General features: G+C 46.4%; 18 protein-coding genes. 8 read left to right on the forward strand and 10 right to left on the reverse strand.

Going from position 1 to position 18,722, the window contains the following annotated elements; genetic code table 11:
* Nucleotides 1–2: 2 nt before the first annotated feature.
* From coxB to J7438_RS06200, 4 genes are all read right to left on the reverse strand, one after another.
* The gene (gene coxB, locus J7438_RS06185) at nucleotides 3–1,190 is read right to left on the reverse strand and encodes a cytochrome c oxidase subunit II (RefSeq protein ID WP_209275839.1); all 1,188 of its coding nucleotides are present in this window, start codon (nucleotides 1,188–1,190) and stop codon (nucleotides 3–5) included.
* A 775-nt stretch (nucleotides 1,191–1,965) separates the two neighbouring features.
* A complete protein-coding gene (locus tag J7438_RS06190; RefSeq protein WP_209275840.1) occupies nucleotides 1,966–2,853 on the reverse strand; it encodes a hypothetical protein in 888 nt (295 codons plus the stop codon).
* Nucleotides 2,854–3,142: 289 nt separating this feature from the next.
* The gene (locus tag J7438_RS06195; RefSeq protein WP_209275841.1) at nucleotides 3,143–4,039 is read right to left on the reverse strand and encodes a hypothetical protein; all 897 of its coding nucleotides are present in this window, start codon (nucleotides 4,037–4,039) and stop codon (nucleotides 3,143–3,145) included.
* Between the two features lie 61 nt (nucleotides 4,040–4,100).
* On the reverse strand, nucleotides 4,101–5,006 hold the full coding sequence (locus J7438_RS06200; protein WP_209275842.1) for a hypothetical protein: 906 nt from the start codon (nucleotides 5,004–5,006) through the stop codon (nucleotides 4,101–4,103).
* Nucleotides 5,007–5,421: 415 nt separating this feature from the next.
* Here J7438_RS06200 and J7438_RS06205 point away from each other — a divergent pair, with 415 nt between their 5' ends.
* Complete coding sequence (locus tag J7438_RS06205) at nucleotides 5,422–5,634, forward strand: hypothetical protein (RefSeq protein ID WP_209275843.1); 213 nt, start codon at nucleotides 5,422–5,424, stop codon at nucleotides 5,632–5,634.
* Between the two features lie 115 nt (nucleotides 5,635–5,749).
* Here the strand turns inward: J7438_RS06205 and J7438_RS06210 are convergent, their stop codons facing one another.
* The gene (locus J7438_RS06210) at nucleotides 5,750–6,463 is read right to left on the reverse strand and encodes a hypothetical protein (protein ID WP_209275844.1); all 714 of its coding nucleotides are present in this window, start codon (nucleotides 6,461–6,463) and stop codon (nucleotides 5,750–5,752) included.
* Nucleotides 6,464–7,287: 824 nt separating this feature from the next.
* On the opposite strand from J7438_RS06210, the gene J7438_RS06215 reads away from it, so the two are divergent.
* Entirely contained in the window at nucleotides 7,288–7,938 is a 651-nt protein-coding gene (locus tag J7438_RS06215) for a hypothetical protein (protein ID WP_209275845.1), read from the forward strand.
* A gap of 182 nt (nucleotides 7,939–8,120) precedes the next feature.
* Here J7438_RS06215 and J7438_RS06220 read toward each other — a convergent pair whose 3' ends face one another.
* The 4 genes from J7438_RS06220 to prlC all read right to left on the reverse strand — a co-directional run bounded on the left by J7438_RS06220 (nucleotide 8,121) and on the right by prlC (nucleotide 11,597).
* On the reverse strand, nucleotides 8,121–8,387 hold the full coding sequence (locus tag J7438_RS06220) for a hypothetical protein (protein WP_209275846.1): 267 nt from the start codon (nucleotides 8,385–8,387) through the stop codon (nucleotides 8,121–8,123).
* Nucleotides 8,384–9,046, reverse strand: coding sequence for a hypothetical protein (locus J7438_RS06225; protein WP_209275847.1), 663 nt, complete (start codon nucleotides 9,044–9,046; stop codon nucleotides 8,384–8,386). The genes J7438_RS06220 and J7438_RS06225 overlap by 4 nt, the downstream gene beginning before the upstream one ends.
* Before the next feature lie 120 nt (nucleotides 9,047–9,166).
* A complete protein-coding gene (locus tag J7438_RS06230; protein WP_209275848.1) occupies nucleotides 9,167–9,421 on the reverse strand; it encodes a YheV family putative zinc ribbon protein in 255 nt (84 codons plus the stop codon).
* Between the two features lie 142 nt (nucleotides 9,422–9,563).
* A complete protein-coding gene (prlC, locus tag J7438_RS06235; RefSeq protein WP_209275849.1) occupies nucleotides 9,564–11,597 on the reverse strand; it encodes an oligopeptidase A in 2,034 nt (677 codons plus the stop codon).
* Nucleotides 11,598–11,737: 140 nt separating this feature from the next.
* Between prlC and J7438_RS06240 the strand changes: the two genes are divergently transcribed.
* From J7438_RS06240 to J7438_RS06260, 5 genes are all read left to right on the forward strand, one after another.
* The gene (locus tag J7438_RS06240) at nucleotides 11,738–12,286 is read left to right on the forward strand and encodes a gamma carbonic anhydrase family protein (protein ID WP_209275904.1); all 549 of its coding nucleotides are present in this window, start codon (nucleotides 11,738–11,740) and stop codon (nucleotides 12,284–12,286) included.
* A gap of 309 nt (nucleotides 12,287–12,595) precedes the next feature.
* Nucleotides 12,596–13,396 (forward strand): ankyrin repeat domain-containing protein, encoded by an 801-nt coding sequence (locus J7438_RS06245; RefSeq protein ID WP_209275850.1) that lies wholly within the window; start codon nucleotides 12,596–12,598, stop codon nucleotides 13,394–13,396.
* Between the two features lie 270 nt (nucleotides 13,397–13,666).
* The gene (locus J7438_RS06250) at nucleotides 13,667–13,897 is read left to right on the forward strand and encodes a hypothetical protein (protein WP_209275851.1); all 231 of its coding nucleotides are present in this window, start codon (nucleotides 13,667–13,669) and stop codon (nucleotides 13,895–13,897) included.
* A 93-nt stretch (nucleotides 13,898–13,990) separates the two neighbouring features.
* On the forward strand, nucleotides 13,991–14,581 hold the full coding sequence (locus tag J7438_RS06255; RefSeq protein ID WP_101745362.1) for a YhgN family NAAT transporter: 591 nt from the start codon (nucleotides 13,991–13,993) through the stop codon (nucleotides 14,579–14,581).
* Nucleotides 14,582–14,795: 214 nt separating this feature from the next.
* Nucleotides 14,796–15,089 (forward strand): ArsR/SmtB family transcription factor, encoded by a 294-nt coding sequence (locus J7438_RS06260; protein ID WP_209275852.1) that lies wholly within the window; start codon nucleotides 14,796–14,798, stop codon nucleotides 15,087–15,089.
* A 54-nt stretch (nucleotides 15,090–15,143) separates the two neighbouring features.
* Here J7438_RS06260 and mnmG read toward each other — a convergent pair whose 3' ends face one another.
* Entirely contained in the window at nucleotides 15,144–17,024 is a 1,881-nt protein-coding gene (mnmG, locus tag J7438_RS06265) for a tRNA uridine-5-carboxymethylaminomethyl(34) synthesis enzyme MnmG (protein ID WP_209275853.1), read from the reverse strand.
* A gap of 672 nt (nucleotides 17,025–17,696) precedes the next feature.
* Between mnmG and J7438_RS06270 the strand changes: the two genes are divergently transcribed.
* Nucleotides 17,697–18,707: a Fe(3+) ABC transporter substrate-binding protein gene (locus J7438_RS06270; protein ID WP_209275854.1), complete on the forward strand. Its 1,011-nt coding sequence runs from the start codon at nucleotides 17,697–17,699 to the stop codon at nucleotides 18,705–18,707.
* Nucleotides 18,708–18,722: the final 15 nt, after the last annotated feature.

Below are 18,722 nucleotides of genomic sequence, written 5' to 3' on the forward strand. Positions count from 1 at the left end.
CCTTACAGGCTCGCCTGCTGGTTATCTGGCATGGTCTGCTTGGCCGGATCTTCTACGTATTCGCCAGTTTTCTTGTACTCCACAATCTCTTGAGGGGTCACCATTTCACCGGTGTCATTGCCCCAGGCATTCCGCTCATAGGTGATCACGGCAGCAAGGTCCACCTCACTTAACTGGCCGGCAAAGGCCTGCATTGCCGACCCCTTTTTACCATTCATAACGATATCGACATGTGCTCCGATCTGATCCGCTTCAGTGGCCATCGGGCTGCCTTTCAGCGCCGGGAAGATCGGCGGCATGCCGGCACCGTTGGGCTGGTGACATACAGCGCAAGCCCTGGTGTAGGCTTGCTCACCTCTGTCCATCAATTCCGCCATGGTCCATGTTTTATCGGTCAACTCACGCTCTTTGCCCGCTGCGGTTTTTTTCGCCTGCAGCCAGGCGTCATAGTCTTCCTGAGACTTGGCCTCAACCACAATGGGCATATAGCCATGATCCTTACCACACAATTCGGCACACTGCCCACGGTAAGTACCGGGTACTTCAATATTGGTCCAGGCTTCGTTGATAAATCCGGGAATGGCGTCACGCTTGACTGCCAGGGCAGGCACCCACCAGGAGTGAATAACGTCAGCAGCGGTCACCAGAAAGCGAACCTTTTTATCCACAGGAATCACCAGCGGCTCATCCACTTCCAGAAGATAGTTGGGGTTTTTGTCCCGAACATTCCGGATCTGTTCCCGGGGTGTACTGAGGTTACTGAAAAAAGAGACATCTTCTCCGACATATTCATACTGCCACTTCCATTGATAGCCGGTAATTTTGATATCAATATCAGCCTCGTCAGTATTGTAAATTTCCACCAGCGTTTTGGTCGCCGGAATGGCCATCAGCACCAGTATCAGAAAAGGAATGGATGTCCATACAATCTCAACCAGTGTGCTTTCATGAAACTGGTGAGCTACTGCGCCCTTGGATTTACGGTGCTTGAAAATGGAATAAAACATGACGCCAAAGACAATCAGGCCGATCACGACACAGATCATCAATATGGTCATGTGGAGTCCGTAGATATTCCGGCTGACCGCCGTCACACCTTCGGTCATATTGACTTCCCATGCAGCACGGCTACTACCCGTTACAGCCAGTCCCGCAAGAAGAAGAAAGAGAGATTTCGCCTGCTGCATCATTATTCCCTTACATCCCCTGACTATCCGCTGATCGCAGCGGAAACTTCTTATTATTATTGTGCAGATTTGTTGCGCTGCTTTACTTCTCAGAGGTGCGACTGCCAACGGAGCAGTTTTTCGTCCGGTTGCCTGTGTCACGATACTGACCTTTCCAATGGTCTTGTGTTGTTACCAACGTTCATCGTCTCCACCCCATGATAAGGCCCATTTGTGTCATTTACGCAGGTAACCCACAGATGGTTTATTGAGAGGAAGCGAGATTACTTATAATTATCTGATCTGAAAAACCCCACTACATCTATTCAAGAGCAGATATGCAATCAGTATTGAGACCAAAACAAACTGCTTAACATACACATAACTGCAAATCCAACACCTCACGCCATAAAAATGCTATGGCAAATCATCCAAAGCAGAACACTCTAAGTCTGACAATAATCGTTATAGAGTATAGTTCTAAAAAACCATTAAACAACATGCTGAAAGAAAATGAAATCGCCAATTTTAAAATACTGTAAATGTCGTTTAATAGATTCCTGACACTTCCTATATCACGCCTGTAAAGGGCTGTAATTAAACAATATTTTATTAAGGTTCTATGGTACAAAAATTTATGACCAAGACATTCTGTTGTAACTAAAGGCAATCCCCTCTGCAAAAATCAGAGAAGCAGTAAGTCTAACCAGGCTCTATCACCCTTTATAAACAGGGTTCGACGTTGCCTCTTTGGGATCTTATGGAATCAAACGTTAAGCCACCTGCAAAAATGACTGTGTTACGACATTTTCTCCTTCTGCCTCATAAACATTTTGAAGCGCTCATACATTTCCCAGTTTTCAATAACACTGTATTGACAGTTGTCGCAGACCGTTACACAACCGGCTTTTAATATGCCATAGTGGCACGTTTTAACGGGTTTACTCAGCTCCCTTTTCAGCCAATACCTTATAATTTTTATTTCATCCAGGCTCCAGCCATCACGCAGGGGCATGCACTCCTTGTTAAAAAATTCGTGAAATTCTTCGTCGTCTTTGCTCCAGAGAATGCTCAGGGGAATATTATTTTTAACAATAAAGTCGTTAACGTCTTCACACTCTTCGTCATTCACGAATGCCCACAAATAATTAATACGCTCATGTTTAGCCAGGATCATTGCACTGTGGAACCGGGCCAGTGCCTGATACTCTTCGGGAGCGAACAACTCTTTACCAGACCAGTCTTTGTTCAGGAACTCAGTCAGCTCTGCAGGCAACTTTGCTAATATTGAATCAGCCAGTGACTTTGTTTCATCCTCAGTAGGGCTATCTTCTCTCTTTCCGTCTATCCATCGTTTCCTCAAAAATTCAGATATGTTAAATTCAAGACTGTTTTTAAGTTTTTCCGGATTGATCTTCAAATCGAGACCGGGATCGCGTCCGTGATGAGAGTTACAGGGATAAACGAGTAATAAATCATTTTCCTGAAACTTTACCTTAGGTTGTTCTGGCTTTATTTTTACGGCACAAGACGTTAGAGCAGTGATCAGATGTTCATCCACCGGCTGCTCTGGACTCCCCGCGCAGACCTGTTGACTGGGAATATAGCGTGCACAGACAGGAGCCTCATAAACTGACCCATTGGATCCTCCAGTGGCAATAATTGAACAATTGTCTGATTCGAGCATAAGTACAGGGGTCTGAACAGTGGAACTTGCTAACGGATGCATAGCAATTCATATCCTTTAATTTGATAATCGGATTCTATCGATTTATCCGAACGGGTGAATTAATTTATTTCTGTCGATCCAACAGTAAGCAGAGACTTGCCATCTTTAATCATCAGTTCCAGCAATCGCCGACCATTGCCAGAGACAAGGACCGACGGCCTTTTTGCCCTCGGACAATTCTTTACTTGATAAGACAAGGAGTCTTATGAAAAATTCAATCGATAAACCACCAGAAATATTTACTGTGTCACAGCAATCCCTCACCCTGACTCATCAGCATTTTAAAGCGTTCATATGATTTCCAGTTTTCAGTAATACGGTAAATGCATTCATCGCAGACTGTCACACAGTCGGCTTTGAATATACCATAATGGCACGTTTTAATGTATTCGTTCATCCGTTCAGCTTCAGGATAATCCTGACACCGCTTCAGTTCCTCATTCAACCAATGCTGAGTGAGTTCTAGTTCTATTTCGTCTTCTTCGTCCTCGCTCCAGCCAGTACGCAAGGGTAAGCACTCCTTTCTAAAAAATTCGTTAAATTCATCTTCCTCTTTTTCACTCCGGTATTCCAAATCTTCATCTTCAAGCAAAATAATTGCGCTGTGGAACCTCGCCAAGGCTTGATACTCATCGGGAGCAAACCACTCTTTATCGGACCAGTCTTTGTTCAGGAACTCAGTTAGTTCTGCAGGCAACCTTGCTAATATTGAATCAGCCAGTGATTTTTTTTCCTCCTGAGTAGCAAGGCCTTTTCTCTTTCCACTTATCCAACGTTCTCTCAAAAATCCAGTTATGTGATAATCAAGCCTGTTTTTAAGTTCTTCTGGATTGATCTTCAAATCAAGAGTGGGTGTTGTGACTCTCCTCACAGAATTACAAGGATAAACGAGTAATAAATCATTTTCCTGAAACTTTGTCGGTGGTTGTTCAGGCCCTGCTTTCACGACACAAGACGTTTGAGTAGTTATTTGACGTTTATCCAGTGGGCGCTCTGGGCACTCTGTGGAATCAGGAAGATGGTGTAAAGAGGCAGGAATCTCCTGAACATTACCATTCGACTCAGCAGATGCAATAGCTTGAGGGCTGTCTGATTTGACCAGAGGTAAATGTGGCCGAACAGGAAAATTTACTGATGAATACATAAGTACTTATTTCCTCTAGTTTGGCTCAAAGACACCACTTTTTCGGCAAACCAGTGGCAGTCTATGACAATTTTTCCAACTGGCTCTCAAGGTTTTTAATGCGATTATATGCAGCCTGTTTTTCATGCATGCAGTAACTATTGTCGCAGATTGGCACACAACCAGCTTTTAATTGGCCATAATGACAATAGTAGCGCTTCTCGCGATCTCGGTCAGGATACTTCTGAAAACTTCCCAATTCGCGTTTCAGCCACTCCTCAATATACTGCACTTCGTCTTCGCTCCAGCCTTTGCGCAGAGGCAAGCACTCCTTTATCAAAAATTTTTTAAATTCACTGCATTTTTCGTACCCGTAACTTGGGTATTCCCAACCTTGTTCTTCACATACCTCGTAATCCATAAGATCGTCTTCATCGAAAAAAATAAATGCAAAGTGGAACTTTGCCAGAGCTTGAAACTCCTCGGGGACAAACCAGTCTCTACCAGACCAGTCTTTGTTCAGGAACTCATATAACGCTGCAGGCAACCTTGTTAATATTGAATCCGCTAATGACTGTTCTTCTTCCCGGGTGGGTTCATCTTCGATCTGATCACAGACCCAACGATAATCCAATATGTCATGGATATGCCGTCTAAGAGCATCTTTCAGTTTTCCGGGATTTACGTGAAAATCCAAGCTTGGGTAGTTAGAAAAACCTTTCGGGTAAACCAGCAATATATCATTTTCCTGAAACTTCGTCGGTGATATGCCAAGCTCTGTTTTTACGCCACCAGGCTTAACAGCAGTAATTTGTTGTTCATCCAGCGAGTGCTCTGGATGCTCCCCGGAATCAGGCAGCTGGCGTGAGCAGGAGGGTGTTATCTGAACGTTGCTATTGAATGCAGTTGCGTTAGCAACTTCACTGACTTCTGGTTCAGACGGTGGTAAAGGTATTGGCTTAGCATTGGAACTTGCTAACGGAGGCATAGCTCTATAGACCCTTTAGTTAATTTGAGGCCATAGATTTCAGTCAGACAAAATTGACGACTTCCATCGCTTATCATTTCGCGGTCATTGGATCCAATCGAACAACAGATAGTTCCGGTCTGTTGAAAAAAATTTCTATCATTCCAGGCACCCCTGAGATGCCTTTGGGAAAAGCTGGCATGGCATATATTGTGTGCCATTTTTTTGACTGCACAACAGATTCCAAAATTTAGAAAAACCCTTATTTTGCAGTGTTTTTTATATAATTTTTTATTTATAAAAATATTGAAATATATGAAAAAGGAATATTTATCATCTCTTGTTTTATGATTGGTACTATGGTTTTTAAACATCTACCAGACACCCATTGCCAGTCATTCCAGTTGGCACGAATGGATGAACACAGGGGGTCAATATGGATGTACAGGCAATCCGACAGTTAATCATTCAGGTCAAAGAGCTGGAAGCGCAAAGCAGACATCTGCAAACGCTTATCAGTGATCGGATTGAACAATTACATCGCACGATTGAACTGCCTGATGGTAATGCCTGTGAGACATTGCTGATCTTCACGATGGATTATATTGACCAAAGATTACGGACACCCGAAAAACGGGGAAATGATTAAGTTTTGATCAAAAAAGGAGGTGACTGGCATGAGCTGCCTGTTTTGTTTTCAAAAAAATTTTGTCAGTGCCTATTGAGTCGGATTATTCATGGGTTTTCTGACAGACACTACATAATTACTCTTTTCCTTTAGTTTGGCTCAAGGACACCAGTTTCGGCAAACCCGTGGCAGCTCCCAATTTTTCCACCAGGCTCTCAAGGTTTTTAATACGATTATATGCAGCCTGGTTTTCATGCATGCGGTAACTACGGTCGCAGATTGACACACAATCAGCTTTTAATGGGCCATAATGACAATAATGGACGTAGCGCTTCAGGCGATCTCGGTCAGGATATTTCTGATAATCTGTCAATTCCCTGTTCAGCCACTCCTTAATATAATGCACTTCGCCTTCGCTCCAGCCTTTGAGCAGAGGTAAGCACTCCTTTATCAAAAATTTTTTAAATTCACTGCACTCGTCGTACCCGTAACTTGGGTATTCCCAACCTTGTTCTTCACATATCTCGTATTCCATAAGATCGTCTTCATTGAAAAAAATAAATGCAAAGTGGAACTTCGCCAGAGCTTGATACTCCTCGGGGACAAACCAGTCTCTACCAGACCAGTCTTTGTCCAGGAACTCATTTAACGCTGCAGGCAACCTTGTTAATATTGAATCCGCCAATGACTGTTCTTTTTCCCGGGTGGGTTCATCTTCGATCTGATCACATACCCAACGATAATCCAATATGTCATGGATATGCCGTCTGAGTGAATCTTTCAGTTTTCCGGGATTTACGTGCAAATCCACGCTGGAGTGGTTAGAAAAATCTTGCGGGTAAATCAGCAATATATCATTTTCCTGAAACTTCGTCGGTGATTTGCCAAGCTCTGTTTTTACGACACCAGGCTTAACAGCAGTAATTTGTTGTTCATCCAGCGAGTGCTCTGGACGCTCCCCGGAATCAGGCAGTTGCCGTGAACAGGAGGCTGTTATCTGAACGTTGCTATTGAATGCAGTTGCGATAGCAACTTCACTGACCTCTGGTTCAGACGGTGGTAAAGGTATTGGCTGAGCATTGGAATTTGCTAACGGAGGCATAGCTCTACAGACCCTTTAGTTAATTTGAGGCCATAGATTACAGTCAGACAAAATTGACGAACTCCCTCGCTTATCGTTTCGCGATCATTGGATTAATTTAACAACAGATAGTTCCCGCTTGTTGAAGCATTTTTCTATTGATCATCCTGAGCCTTCAGGAAATACTGCAAGCTCTGCACTAACGCTCCTTACCACAAAAGCAACTGCGCAGCCCCGCTTATCTGCGAGGCTGGTGTGAAGCTTTTACACCCAGCCGATCTTTTGAGAATTTCCGTAGTAAAGCACCCAATTATTAGATTCCAGACACCCCTGAGATGCCTCTGGGAAAAGCTGGCATGGCATATATTGTGTGCCATTTTTTTGACTGCACAACAGATTCCAAAATTTAGAAAAACCCTTATTTTGCAGTGTTTTTTATGTAATTTTTTATTTATAAAAATATTGAAATATATGAAAAAGGAATATTTAACATCTCTTGTTTTATGATTGGTACTATGGTTTTTTAAACATCTACCAGACAGCCATTGCCAGTTATTCCAGCTGGCACTAATGGATGAACACAGGGGGTCAATATGGATGTACAGGCAATCCGACAATTAATCATTCAGGTCAAAGAGCTGGAAGCGCAAAACAGACATCTGCAAATGCTTATCAGTGATCGGATTGAACAATTACATCGCACGATTGAGCTGCCTGATGATAATGCCTGTGAGACATTGCTGATCTTTACGATGGATTATATTGACCATGTGCCGGACTTTCTGGAAGCGCTTAATGAAGCCTCACGGCAAGTGGGTATTCATCGGTTTATCTCACCATTTCTGGATATTGCTGAAGAAAACTTTATGGCGGCCATAACCCGGGATCAACCCGTTTCCGGGCTCGATTTATTGCTTGATAAAGCCTATTTTGCCCACCGGCTTATTGAAGAAGTAAACGACCAATACCTTGTAAAAACCGGATCAACGCTCATCCCCATGAATATGACCTGGGCGAACCTGATTGTTCATTCAATATTGGGGGAAAAGTTTGCCAATGCGCTGGATGTGATTGTGGATAAAACGGTGGATCAGATGATGCGCTCGGAAGCGATTTATCATGAAGAGAAATTCAGGGAGTTTATCCATGATCGCAGTGCTGAGGAGTGGATCAGGATCTGGTCACGCTGGAACTGCCTTTCCAATAACCTGGGTATTGAGCTTAAATTTACTGCTTCGGCCTGAATCCGTCAGCCTGATGAACTTTAATTTTATTTCACTGTCAAAGAAGTATTAATCAGAAAATTTATAGGCAGGAGTTTTAAACAGTGAATACAGTCTCTCCGGTTTGTCATTATCCCTGGATGCTCATGTGTCAACGCAGTGCAAACACTGCCTCTTTTGCCGGGCATACCCTGATGGCGTTATCAGTAGGTAAAGCTCTTTTTGATGTTTGCAGCAGCTATCGGAAATTCCAGCAAAATCAATTGACTGCCAGTGATTGTGTGAACCTCGCGGCCAATACAATCTTTAATGCTTCTGTTTTTGCCTTTGCTTATACAGTTACCCCATTGCTTGGCAATTTTACCTGCCATCTGACCAGTGGGCAGTGTGGTAGCGACAATCAGATTTATAACCACATGGAAATTGAAGGCAAAAACAGTAAGATCTGTTTCTTCAATACTGATAATCACTCTACGGTCCTGGTATCCTGACAACAACTGAGTTCTTCGTTTGCAATATCAATCATTGTCGATCGGACTGATTCACTGGGAATGGGAGTTGTAACTCCGGAAGGTACCTGTATTTGATCAAGCTCGTCAGTACCGGATAGCCGAACCACGGGGTCTGATCTTTCTACAACTCTGTTCCTGATAAAGAAATTGTTTTTTACAATTTTGATGCCTGTAAGTAAGCCTAAGGTTGAACCAACAAGGCCTCCAAAAATAGCACCATCTATCGCACCTTTTGCAGCTACTTCTATTCCCAGGTCACCTTCCAGGAAAAAACCCACTCCACCTCCAATGCCTCCTCCCAGAACACCGTTAATGCCACGCATTAATGCTGTATTTCCATTACCCGAATGAACAACCACTGAACTTGTTGCACCACCAGCCATACCGCCTACTACGGCTCCTGCCATACCACCAGCTATAGCCCCGGCAATACCACCAGAAACACAGCCTGCAACGGCCCCAACAGCTGCACCCACTGAGGTATGTTCTACTACCAGCATCAGGCTTCTGAAAACGTCTAACCTTGTGACCTGAAGCCCACGAAACGTGCAGCATTTCTTCTCAAGATTGAAACACTGCCGGGAGGCCTGTAAACACAGCACTTCTTCAGGACTCACGGATACCGGTGCTGGTGGTAACATATAAACTGAACTTACTCCCGGTTGTTGCCGCGCAGCTCTGATTGGTTGTCAAAATCCAATTATCTCGCAGTAAGGTAGACCATCATCAATGAACCCTCACTGCTTTTTTACAAGTGGATCATCAACAAATCGAATGATGTCGGTATGATCTTCCAGAATGCTCTCTTCCCGGGCAATACGGGCCTCTGGCAAATTCCCCTCCAGCCTCGGGTTCACTTCCATCTCATCACTGAAGCCGCATTCCACGCATTCCCGGTAATCCCGCTCAGTCTCACTGCGGAACATTCGAACTGAATCCATTGTGCCGCAGGAAGGGCATACCGCTCCTGCAATAAAGCGCTTGGTTTTCATGGCTCTTAATCCCTGACTGATGTGACAGTTATACGCAACAGAAAGCACCTCAAGCTCTCTGCTGCGTATTTATTTCAAATAGCCGTCAGTTAACGGCAAAACTTATCATGGTTGGGGCAAAATAACTGCAAAGCCCAAGCCATTAAGCTGTTTGAATACCACTGTGTCGCAGCAGCGCATCAATCTCTGGCGCTCGGCCGCGGAAGTTGACAAACAGCTCCATAGGTTCAGCAGAACCGCCTTTTTCAAGCACCTCATGGAGGAAGGACTCACCGGTTTCCCGGTTAAAAATTCCTTCTTCCTCAAAGCGTGAAAACGCGTCAGCGGATAATACCTCGGCCCATTTATAGCTGTAATAGCCCGCAGCATAACCACCGGCAAAGATATGGCTGAAGCTGTTCTGAAAACGGTTGAAAGATGGCGGCATCACCACTGCGACCTGCTTGCGCACCTGATCCAGCACGGACTGAACATCGATGTTATCCCGATATTCCTTGTGCAGTTTGAAGTCAAAGAGTGAAAACTCCAGCTGTCTGACCATCATCATGGCAGACTGGAAGTTTTTTGCCGCCAGCAATTTATTCAGCATCGCTTCCGGCAGCGACTCGCCGGTTTCAAAATGACCGGAGATAATGGCCAGCCCTTCCTTCTCCCAGCACCAGTTCTCCATAAACTGACTGGGCAGTTCGACAGCATCCCAGGCAACGCCACTGATGCCGGAAATCGCCGCATAATCCACTTTGGTCAGCATGTGGTGCAAACCATGACCAAACTCATGGAACAGGGTCACCACTTCGTCGTGGGTTAACAGTGCTGGTTTATCGCCCACCGGCGGTGTGAAGTTACAGGTCAGGTAGGCCACCGGCAGTTGTAACTTGCCATCCTGTTTCCAGCGGGAACGGCAGACATCCATCCAGGCACCGCCACGCTTATGCTCCCTGGCATAAAGGTCCAGGTAAAAGCGACCGATCACCTCGCCTTTTCTGGTGATGTTGAAAAAGCGAACATCTTTATGCCAGGTATCCACATTATCCAAAGTGGCAAATTCAACGCCATAGAGTCGATTGACCACGTCAAACATTCCGGCAATGGCTTTTTCCGCCGGGAACCATGGACGCAGTTCTTCCTGGGAAATGGCGTAGCGCTGCTGCCGGAGTTTCTCGCCATAATAGCCAACATCCCAGGCTTCAAGGTCTTCAACGCCGTACTCTGCTTTGGCAAACGCTTTCAGTTCCGCCAGCTCCTGCTCCGCCTGAGGCTTGCTTTTTGCCGCCAGGTCTTGCAGAAACTCAATGACTTTATCCGGAGACTCCGCCATCTTGGTGGCCAGGGAGTATTCAGCGTAGTTCTCAAAGCCCAGTAACAGGGCCAGTTCATGGCGTAGTTTCAGGATCTGCCTGATGTTGTCCGTGTTATCAAACTCCCCGGCATTGGGCCCCTGGTCAGAGGCGCGGGTAGAGAAGGCGGTGTAAACCTCTTTCCTGAGTTCCCGGTTATCGCAATAGGTCATCACCGGAAAGTAGCTTGGAAAATCCAGATTTAACAACCAGCCTGCTTTCTCTTTTGACTCGGCCAGCTGCTTTGCCCCGGCCAGGGCAGACTCGGGTAATCCGGCCAGCTCCGATTCATCAGTAATCAGCTTGCTCCAGGCCATGGTGGCGTCCAGAACATTGTCAGAGAATTTGCTGGTCAGTTCCGACAGCTGCTTTTTGATCTCGCCGTAACGGGCTTTCTGCTCATCTTCCAGGGCAACACCGGCTAAACGAAAATCCCTGAGGTTATCGTTAATCACTTTCTGCTGTGCGCTGTCCAGCTGGTTAAACTCTTCAGAATCAGCCAGGGACTGGTAAGCCTCAAACAACTGACGATTCTGACCAAGACGGGTAGAGTATTCAGATAGCAATGGCAAACAGCCATTGTAAGCGTCCCGCAGTGCTTCACTGTTGACCACCGCGTTCATATGGCCAACCGGTGACCATGCCTGCCCCAACCGGTCATCTAACTGATCCAGAGGCTCCTGCAAAGAGTGCCATCCAGTACCGGCACCGGAAGCCAGTAGCGCGGCAAGTGCCTTTTCATTATCAGCAATAATGGATTCAATGGCGGGTTTTACATGTTCAGGCAGAATTTTGGAAAATGGGGGAAGTTCACTGGATTCCAGTAGCGGGTTAGTCATAAGACAGCTCTCTATACTTTTTCATGGTAATTATTGGTAATAGATGGGTGCGTCACCCGGTGAATTCAAGCAGAATCCGGTCAATGCACTACCCATTACTTGCATCCACTGAGGCAGAAACACCAGAGGAGCCCTGCTCAATGAGTCAAGCCATCCGAAGCTTCAATCATAAAATGCCAGTTCTTGGCGAAAGGGTCTATATCGACGAGAGTTCAGTTGTGCTTGGCGATGTCACGATCGGGAATGACAGCTCTGTATGGCCAACGGCGGTGATTCGTGGCGATATGCATTCAATCCGTATTGGCGACAGAACCAGCATACAGGACGGTTCCGTTCTGCACATTACCCATGCCAGTGATTACAACCCGGATGGCCATCCATTGACCATTGGTGATGATGTAACGGTAGGGCATAAAGCGGTTTTGCATGGTTGTACCATCAATAACCGGTGTCTGATTGGTATTGGTGCCATTATTCTGGATGGTGCCGTGGTGGAAGAGGAAGTCATTGTCGCAGCCGGTTGTCTGGTACCGCCTGGCAAGCGTCTTGAGAGTGGCTTTGTCTACAAGGGAAACCCAGCCACAAAAACACGGGAAATTTCGGAACAAGAGCGTAGTTTCTTTAAATATACGGCAGGTAATTATGTAAAACTGAAAAACCTTTATTTAGCGTCAGATAAAAGCAAATAAACCATGAATATGGAACTTTACACCTGTTTTTCTACTCTATTATCCGGCTATTTCTTGGTTAATGTTACTGATTTTAAATATCAAAGCTGTAGAAAATAGGTTTAATGTATTGAAATCACTGCCAATCATTAACGACAAGTAGCCCTGACTTCACCAGAGCAACGAGAAAAAGTAGTCACAAAGACAAAACGTACTGTATTTTTCTCTTGCTTTAACAAATAGCTTTAGAGTGATTCGATGATACCTTCTTCTTCGCAACCTCAGCCCGGGCCATCACGCCAATATCAAGCTGATCAACCGGGCAACGCAGTGTCTGACTCAGATGAAACGGAACAAAAGCCAGGTTTTCTGGCACGTATACTAAGAAATATAAAACCTTGCAGGACTGGACAAACCGTTAATGAGCGGAACATTGATGTTCAACGTCCAACCGTATCGATGTTATCAACCATAACAGAGCAGTCTCCGGAAGATCGCGAACGCCAGGAGTTAGCTGAGGAACTTACTCAGTTGAGAACGTTAAGTAACGCCATTTCCAGATCCGAAGCTTTACCACTGAACCCTGAAGATTGTTATGGATACATGCGTTTGGCTGCCAGACACGGTTTTATCGATATCATTCAGTATCTGGTCGAACATCTGGACGCAAAGGTTTATAAAGATTCTTACCATGCACCCATTTGGGAGGCTGTTAACTCCGGACACCTGGAGATTGTCGATTACCTGACCGATCATGGCTTGGACGAGGATAACACTTTTTACAAAAATAAGGTTTATTATGGTTGTGATGGTCTCATTGCAACAGCAGTTACATCTAATAAGATGGACACATATTTGGCAATGGAAATGATCAAACTCCTTATTGCAAAAGGAGAGCTGGTGGATGGTTATGGCTGCATAGCTCCTGTCAGGCTTGCAAATGAAAACAACAAATTAGAGTTAGTTAATTTGTTGCTGTATCAAGGCGCTGATCCGGAGGGGCTGGAAAACGACGACCGCGACAGGGCCGTAATAAATTTTGGGGAGTGGGGCGACAGGCATTATTGCCGCTCGATCAAAAACCTGCCCCCTCCCTATGAAGAATCAATGAATGAGACTATCTTGCAATGAACTGATGGCACCGCGCTGCGTAAAATAACTCAGGCAGGGTGAATCAGAGGTGTCCCGGGGAAGAGTGAAGCTACTCCGAGACCATTACCTGGTTCAGCAGCGTCGCCGTCCAGCCCCCCTCTACAAAGAAAAACGTCAGCCAGATTGCCACTCCGCTATTTTCTCTTCCTTATGACTAAAGTAGTAATGACGCTCAGACTGGTCATAACTAATCTGAATTTATCAATACAAGCTATGACTGTTTTCAAGCATTGAGACAAGGAATTTAATATGAGTCAACTTTACAATGTGAATCAGGAAAACAACCCTATCTATAGACAAGCCGAGTTAGCCGATGCGGCCAAAGACAGAGCTGATATAGAAAAATCCAGGGAAGCAGCCCTGGAGTACCACACCATGCTCCAATTGAAAGATACCATTGACCTTGACGGCAATGGTGATGGCAGGAGCAACGATTCCCGCTTGCTGTCTATCCTTGCCCGCCAAAGAGTCTTAGGCTGATTTGATGCACTGAATATCCCACCGGAGGCCTTTCTATGCCTCTGGTGAATATGTTATAAGCGCGCCCTGATAAACACAGCTGGCTTTTTAAACATGGACATTTATTCAACCGTTATACTGCTTTTCCTGATCATGGATCCTTTGGGCAATATGCCTGTCTTTATCTCAGTTCTGAAAGGAGTTCCTGAACAAAGGCGTAGCAAGGTGCTTATCAGAGAGCTGCTGATTGCCCTGGTTATTCTTCTGATCTTCCTTTTTGCTGGAAAATACCTGCTGCTATCACTGCATTTGAAGCAGGAATCGGTGAGTATTGCCGGTGCGATTATCCTGTTTATCATTGCCATTCGCATGATTTTCCCATCCAGCCGGGGTGGCGGCATCATGGGCAGTACGCCAGACGGTGAACCATTTATTGTTCCCCTGGCGATTCCCCTGATTGCTGGCCCATCCATTCTGGCAACGCTGATGCTGGTCTCCAGTCAGCATCCGGGAAATCAGTGGCCACTGGCCATGGCCGTTTTTATCTCCTGGGCATTGAGCGCCGCCATTCTGATGATGTCGGGTAAAATTATGAAACTACTGGGTAGTCGGGGCATATTTGCCATTGAGCGGCTGATGGGGATGATCCTGGTGATGCTCTCGGTGCAGATGTTTATGGATGGTATTGCTCACTATTCAGCTTAGGAGCCTGTCGGACCTAAGCGTCCGTAGCGAGGATTGCGAGAAATTTTTAGACCAATTTATCGCAACCGCAGTAGGACAGTCTTAAGTCCGACAGGCTCCTGGTAAACACTTACTGACTGCTTCCTGAAAACAATCAATAAACCGGAAGCAGTTCCTGTACAAACTCAACATATTTCCACTATCATCGAACTATTTGCCGCATAAGTTTTCTACCATGGATCTAGATACCTGCGCCAAGGCTCTGAAAGAGTTGGGTCACCCTTCACGACTTGGAATCTACAAACGTCTGGTCAGGTCTGGCCATCAGGGTGTGCCGGTGGGGGCCCTGCAAAAAGAGCTGGACATTCCCGGTTCAACCCTTTCCCATCATATTTCAGCCCTGGTCTCTGTGGGGCTGGTTAAGCAGAAGCGGGATGGCAGGACACTGTATTGCATTCCCCAGTTCGCCACCTTCAATGAGGTCATGGGGTTTCTCAGCGAGGAGTGTTGTGCGGATGAGTCAATGTAATCAGGTGGGGTAAGTTACCAGTGCCTGATGGATCAGGCACTGGTAACTGGATCATTAAGCAGCCATAGAGCGCTTTTTCATATAAACCAGCAATAGAGATACAGCAGCAGGCGTCATCCCCTGGATACGGGAAGCGCGGCCCAGTGTCTCCGGACGGGCATCAGTCAGCTTTTGCTTCAGCTCGTTGGAAAGCCCTTCGATCAATGTGTAGTCCAGCGCCTGTGGTATGCGGGTGTTCTCATAACGTCGCATACGGTCTATCTCTTCGGTCTGACGGTCAATATAGCCCTGATACTTGGTCTGTATCTCCACCTGTTCCGCGACCTGATCATGGGTTTCAGCGTCTCCCACCAGTCCGGCCACATCGTTATAGGTCAGTTCCGGGCGACGCAGCAGTTCCAGAAGGCTGTATTCACGGCTTAAAGGTTTGCTGAGCTTATTTTCCAGGGTACGGGCAGCATCACTACCGGGATGGACAAACGCCGCCCTGAGGCGCTCAGACTCCTTCTCAATACGCTCTTTCTTGTCACTGAATGCCATCCACCGTTGATCATCCACCAGCCCCAGCTCTCGGCCTTTCTCGGTCAGACGCAGGTCGGCGTTATCTTCCCGCAGGATCAACCGGTATTCTGCCCGGCTGGTAAACATCCGGTAGGGCTCACTGGTGCCATTGGTAATCAGGTCATCCACCAGCACACCGATGTACGCTTCGTCACGACGTGGGCACCAGGATTCTTTATCCTGCGCCCTGAGCGCCGCATTCATACCCGCCAATAGCCCCTGCGCCGCCGCTTCTTCATAGCCGGTGGTCCCGTTGATTTGACCGGCAAAGAACAAGCCACCAATGGCTTTGGTTTCCAGGGAGTACTTCAGCCCTCTAGGGTCAAAGTAATCGTACTCAATGGCGTAACCGGGACGGGTAATATGCGCATTTTCCAGGCCTCGAATGGATTGGATCAGGTTGATCTGCACATCAAAGGGCAAACTGGTCGAGATGCCATTGGGATACAGCTCATGGGTGGATAACCCTTCCGGCTCCAGAAAGACCTGATGGGAGGTTTTATCCGCAAACCGGGTAATTTTATCCTCAATGGATGGGCAATACCTCGGACCGATCCCTTCAATAACCCCGGTAAACATGGGTGAACGATCCAGCCCTCCACGGATGATCTCGTGGGTACGCTCATTGGTATGGGTGATATAACAGGACACCTGTTCAGGGTGCTGCTCAACCGTGCCAAGGTAAGACATCACCGGCATCGGCGTATCCCCCGGTTGTGCTTCCATCACGGAAAAATCCACACTTCGGGCATCAATACGGGCAGGCGTCCCTGTTTTCAGGCGTCGAACATCCAGAGGCAGTTCTCTCAGCCGGTTGGCCAGGGCAATGGATGGCGGATCACCGGCCCGGCCACCGCTGTGGTTTTCCAGACCAATATGAATTCGACCACCCAGGAAAGTACCTGCAGTGAGAACAACGTTCGCAGCAAGAAAACGAACACCCATGTTGGTCACGACACCACGAACCTGGCTGGTGTTGTCATCAACCACCAGATCATCCGCAGACTGCTGAAATATCCACAGGTTCTCCTGGTTTTCCAGAATCGAACGAATCGCGGCCTTGTAAAGCGCCCGGTCAGCCTGTGCCCGGGTAGCCCTGACCGCCGGACCTTTTCTGCCATTGAGCACCCGAAACTGGATACCGGCAAGATCCGTCGCTGTTGCCATGGCACCGCCAAGGGCATCCACCTCTTTGACCAGATGACTTTTACCAATCCCGCCAATGGCCGGATTACAGGACATCATCCCCAGAGTTTCGATGTTATGGGTCAACAACAATGTTTTAACGCCCATACGTGCTGCCGCCAGGGCGGCCTCCGTACCGGCATGACCACCACCGATCACAATCACATCAAATTGTTTTGGGAAATCCACTGCCAACGTCTGTCACCTGTTATCAAGAGAAGATAAGGCTAGCAATTATACACCGGTTAGCCAGTGCTGTGACCCATCATTGGATAAGCGTGATCTGAAGACTTCGCAGTGCCAGCCCAATGACAAAGCCTGCATAACGGGCGTGAGTGGCAACCGGCCACGTAATTTTACTCACAGCCAGCAGATCTGCCCAAAAAGTTTGTTTTTTTCTTATCAAACGACGAAGTTCTTCCAGGTAAACAACAGTAATAACAGCGAATAGCTGTTTCTTAGTGTTATCTTATTTTTTTTATTGATATTGGTGTTGATAAAATCTGTGGATAAACAGATAAAGATCTTTATTTTCAACATTTTATAAATTGAACAACTCTGTTATATTGTTGGTAGAAAGCTTTAGTTAACCTGTCATTAAACTGTGGAAAAAAATGGCTTTATCCACAGGGCAATTTTATTAAAGGGTTATTCACTACCTTGTTAATAGCTTGTCTGTGTACATGTCCACATTGCCATAATGCTCAGGTACTTTGCCTGACAGCCAGCTGTTATGGGATCTACCGGGTAATCAGTGGATTTATCGCCATTGAATTTATCCACAGAGCAATAAAGCAGTTGCGAAGTCAGGGAAAATAAGTACAATTCGCAAACGATAATAATTCTTGTTTACAGACTGCTATGAAAAAACTCCTCTCGATTACTTCCGCTATTGCGATTTCCTGTTCTTCTTTGCTGGCCCGGGCTGCCGAAGAGGTCAATATCTACTCTTATCGTCAGCCTTTTCTGATTGAGCCCATGTTGAAAGACTTTGAAAAGGAAACGGGCGTCAAGGTTAACGTGGTGTTTGCCAAGAAAGGTCTGGAGGAGCGTATTGAGCGGGAAGGTAAATTCAGTCCGGCAGATGTCGTACTGACTTCCGATATGATCAGTCTTTTTGACCTGGTTGATCGCCAACTGGTGCAACCCGTGAACAGTAAAACCATTAATGAGAACATCCCTGTGCACTTAAGGGACCCGGATAACCAGTGGTACTCATTAACCATGCGGGTGCGTAATATTTACAGCTCCAAGCGCAGCGACAAGCCCGTTGATATCAACTATGAAGACCTGGCCAGCAGCAAGTTCAAAGGCAAGATCTGTACTCGCAGTGGCAAGCACCCCTACAACATTGGCCTGGTCGCCTCGATGATTGCCCATAACGGTGAAGCACAAACCAGACTGTGGCTGGAAGGGGTAAAAGCCAACCTGGCCCGTCGCCCACAGGGGAATGACCGGGCCCAGGTCAAAGCGATCAAAGAGGGGGTTTGTGATGTCTCTCTGGGCAACAGCTACTACTTTGGCAAGATGATGGAGAATGATGATCAGAAAGCCTGGGCTGACGCCGTTTATATTAACTTCCCGAACCAGAAGACGGTGGGTTCCCATGTCAACATCAGTGGTATGGTGATGGCAAAGTATGCACCGAACAAGGATAATGCCCTCAGGCTGATGGAGTACCTGGCCAGCGAAGAGGCTCAGTCCATTTATGCCCGGGACAATATGGAATATCCGGTCAACCCGAAAGTTCCAGTGTCTGACACCGTGGCTGCATGGGGAGAATTCAAGGCGGATCCACTGCCTATTTCAGACATTGCAGCCAACCGAACCAAGGCTCAACGTCTTCTGGACGAAGTAAAATTTGATCTTTAGATCTTGTCATTAGTA

The sequence above is a fragment of the Thalassotalea sp. G20_0 genome, from assembly GCF_017744175.1.
Taxonomy (GTDB): domain Bacteria; phylum Pseudomonadota; class Gammaproteobacteria; order Pseudomonadales; family Endozoicomonadaceae; genus Endozoicomonas.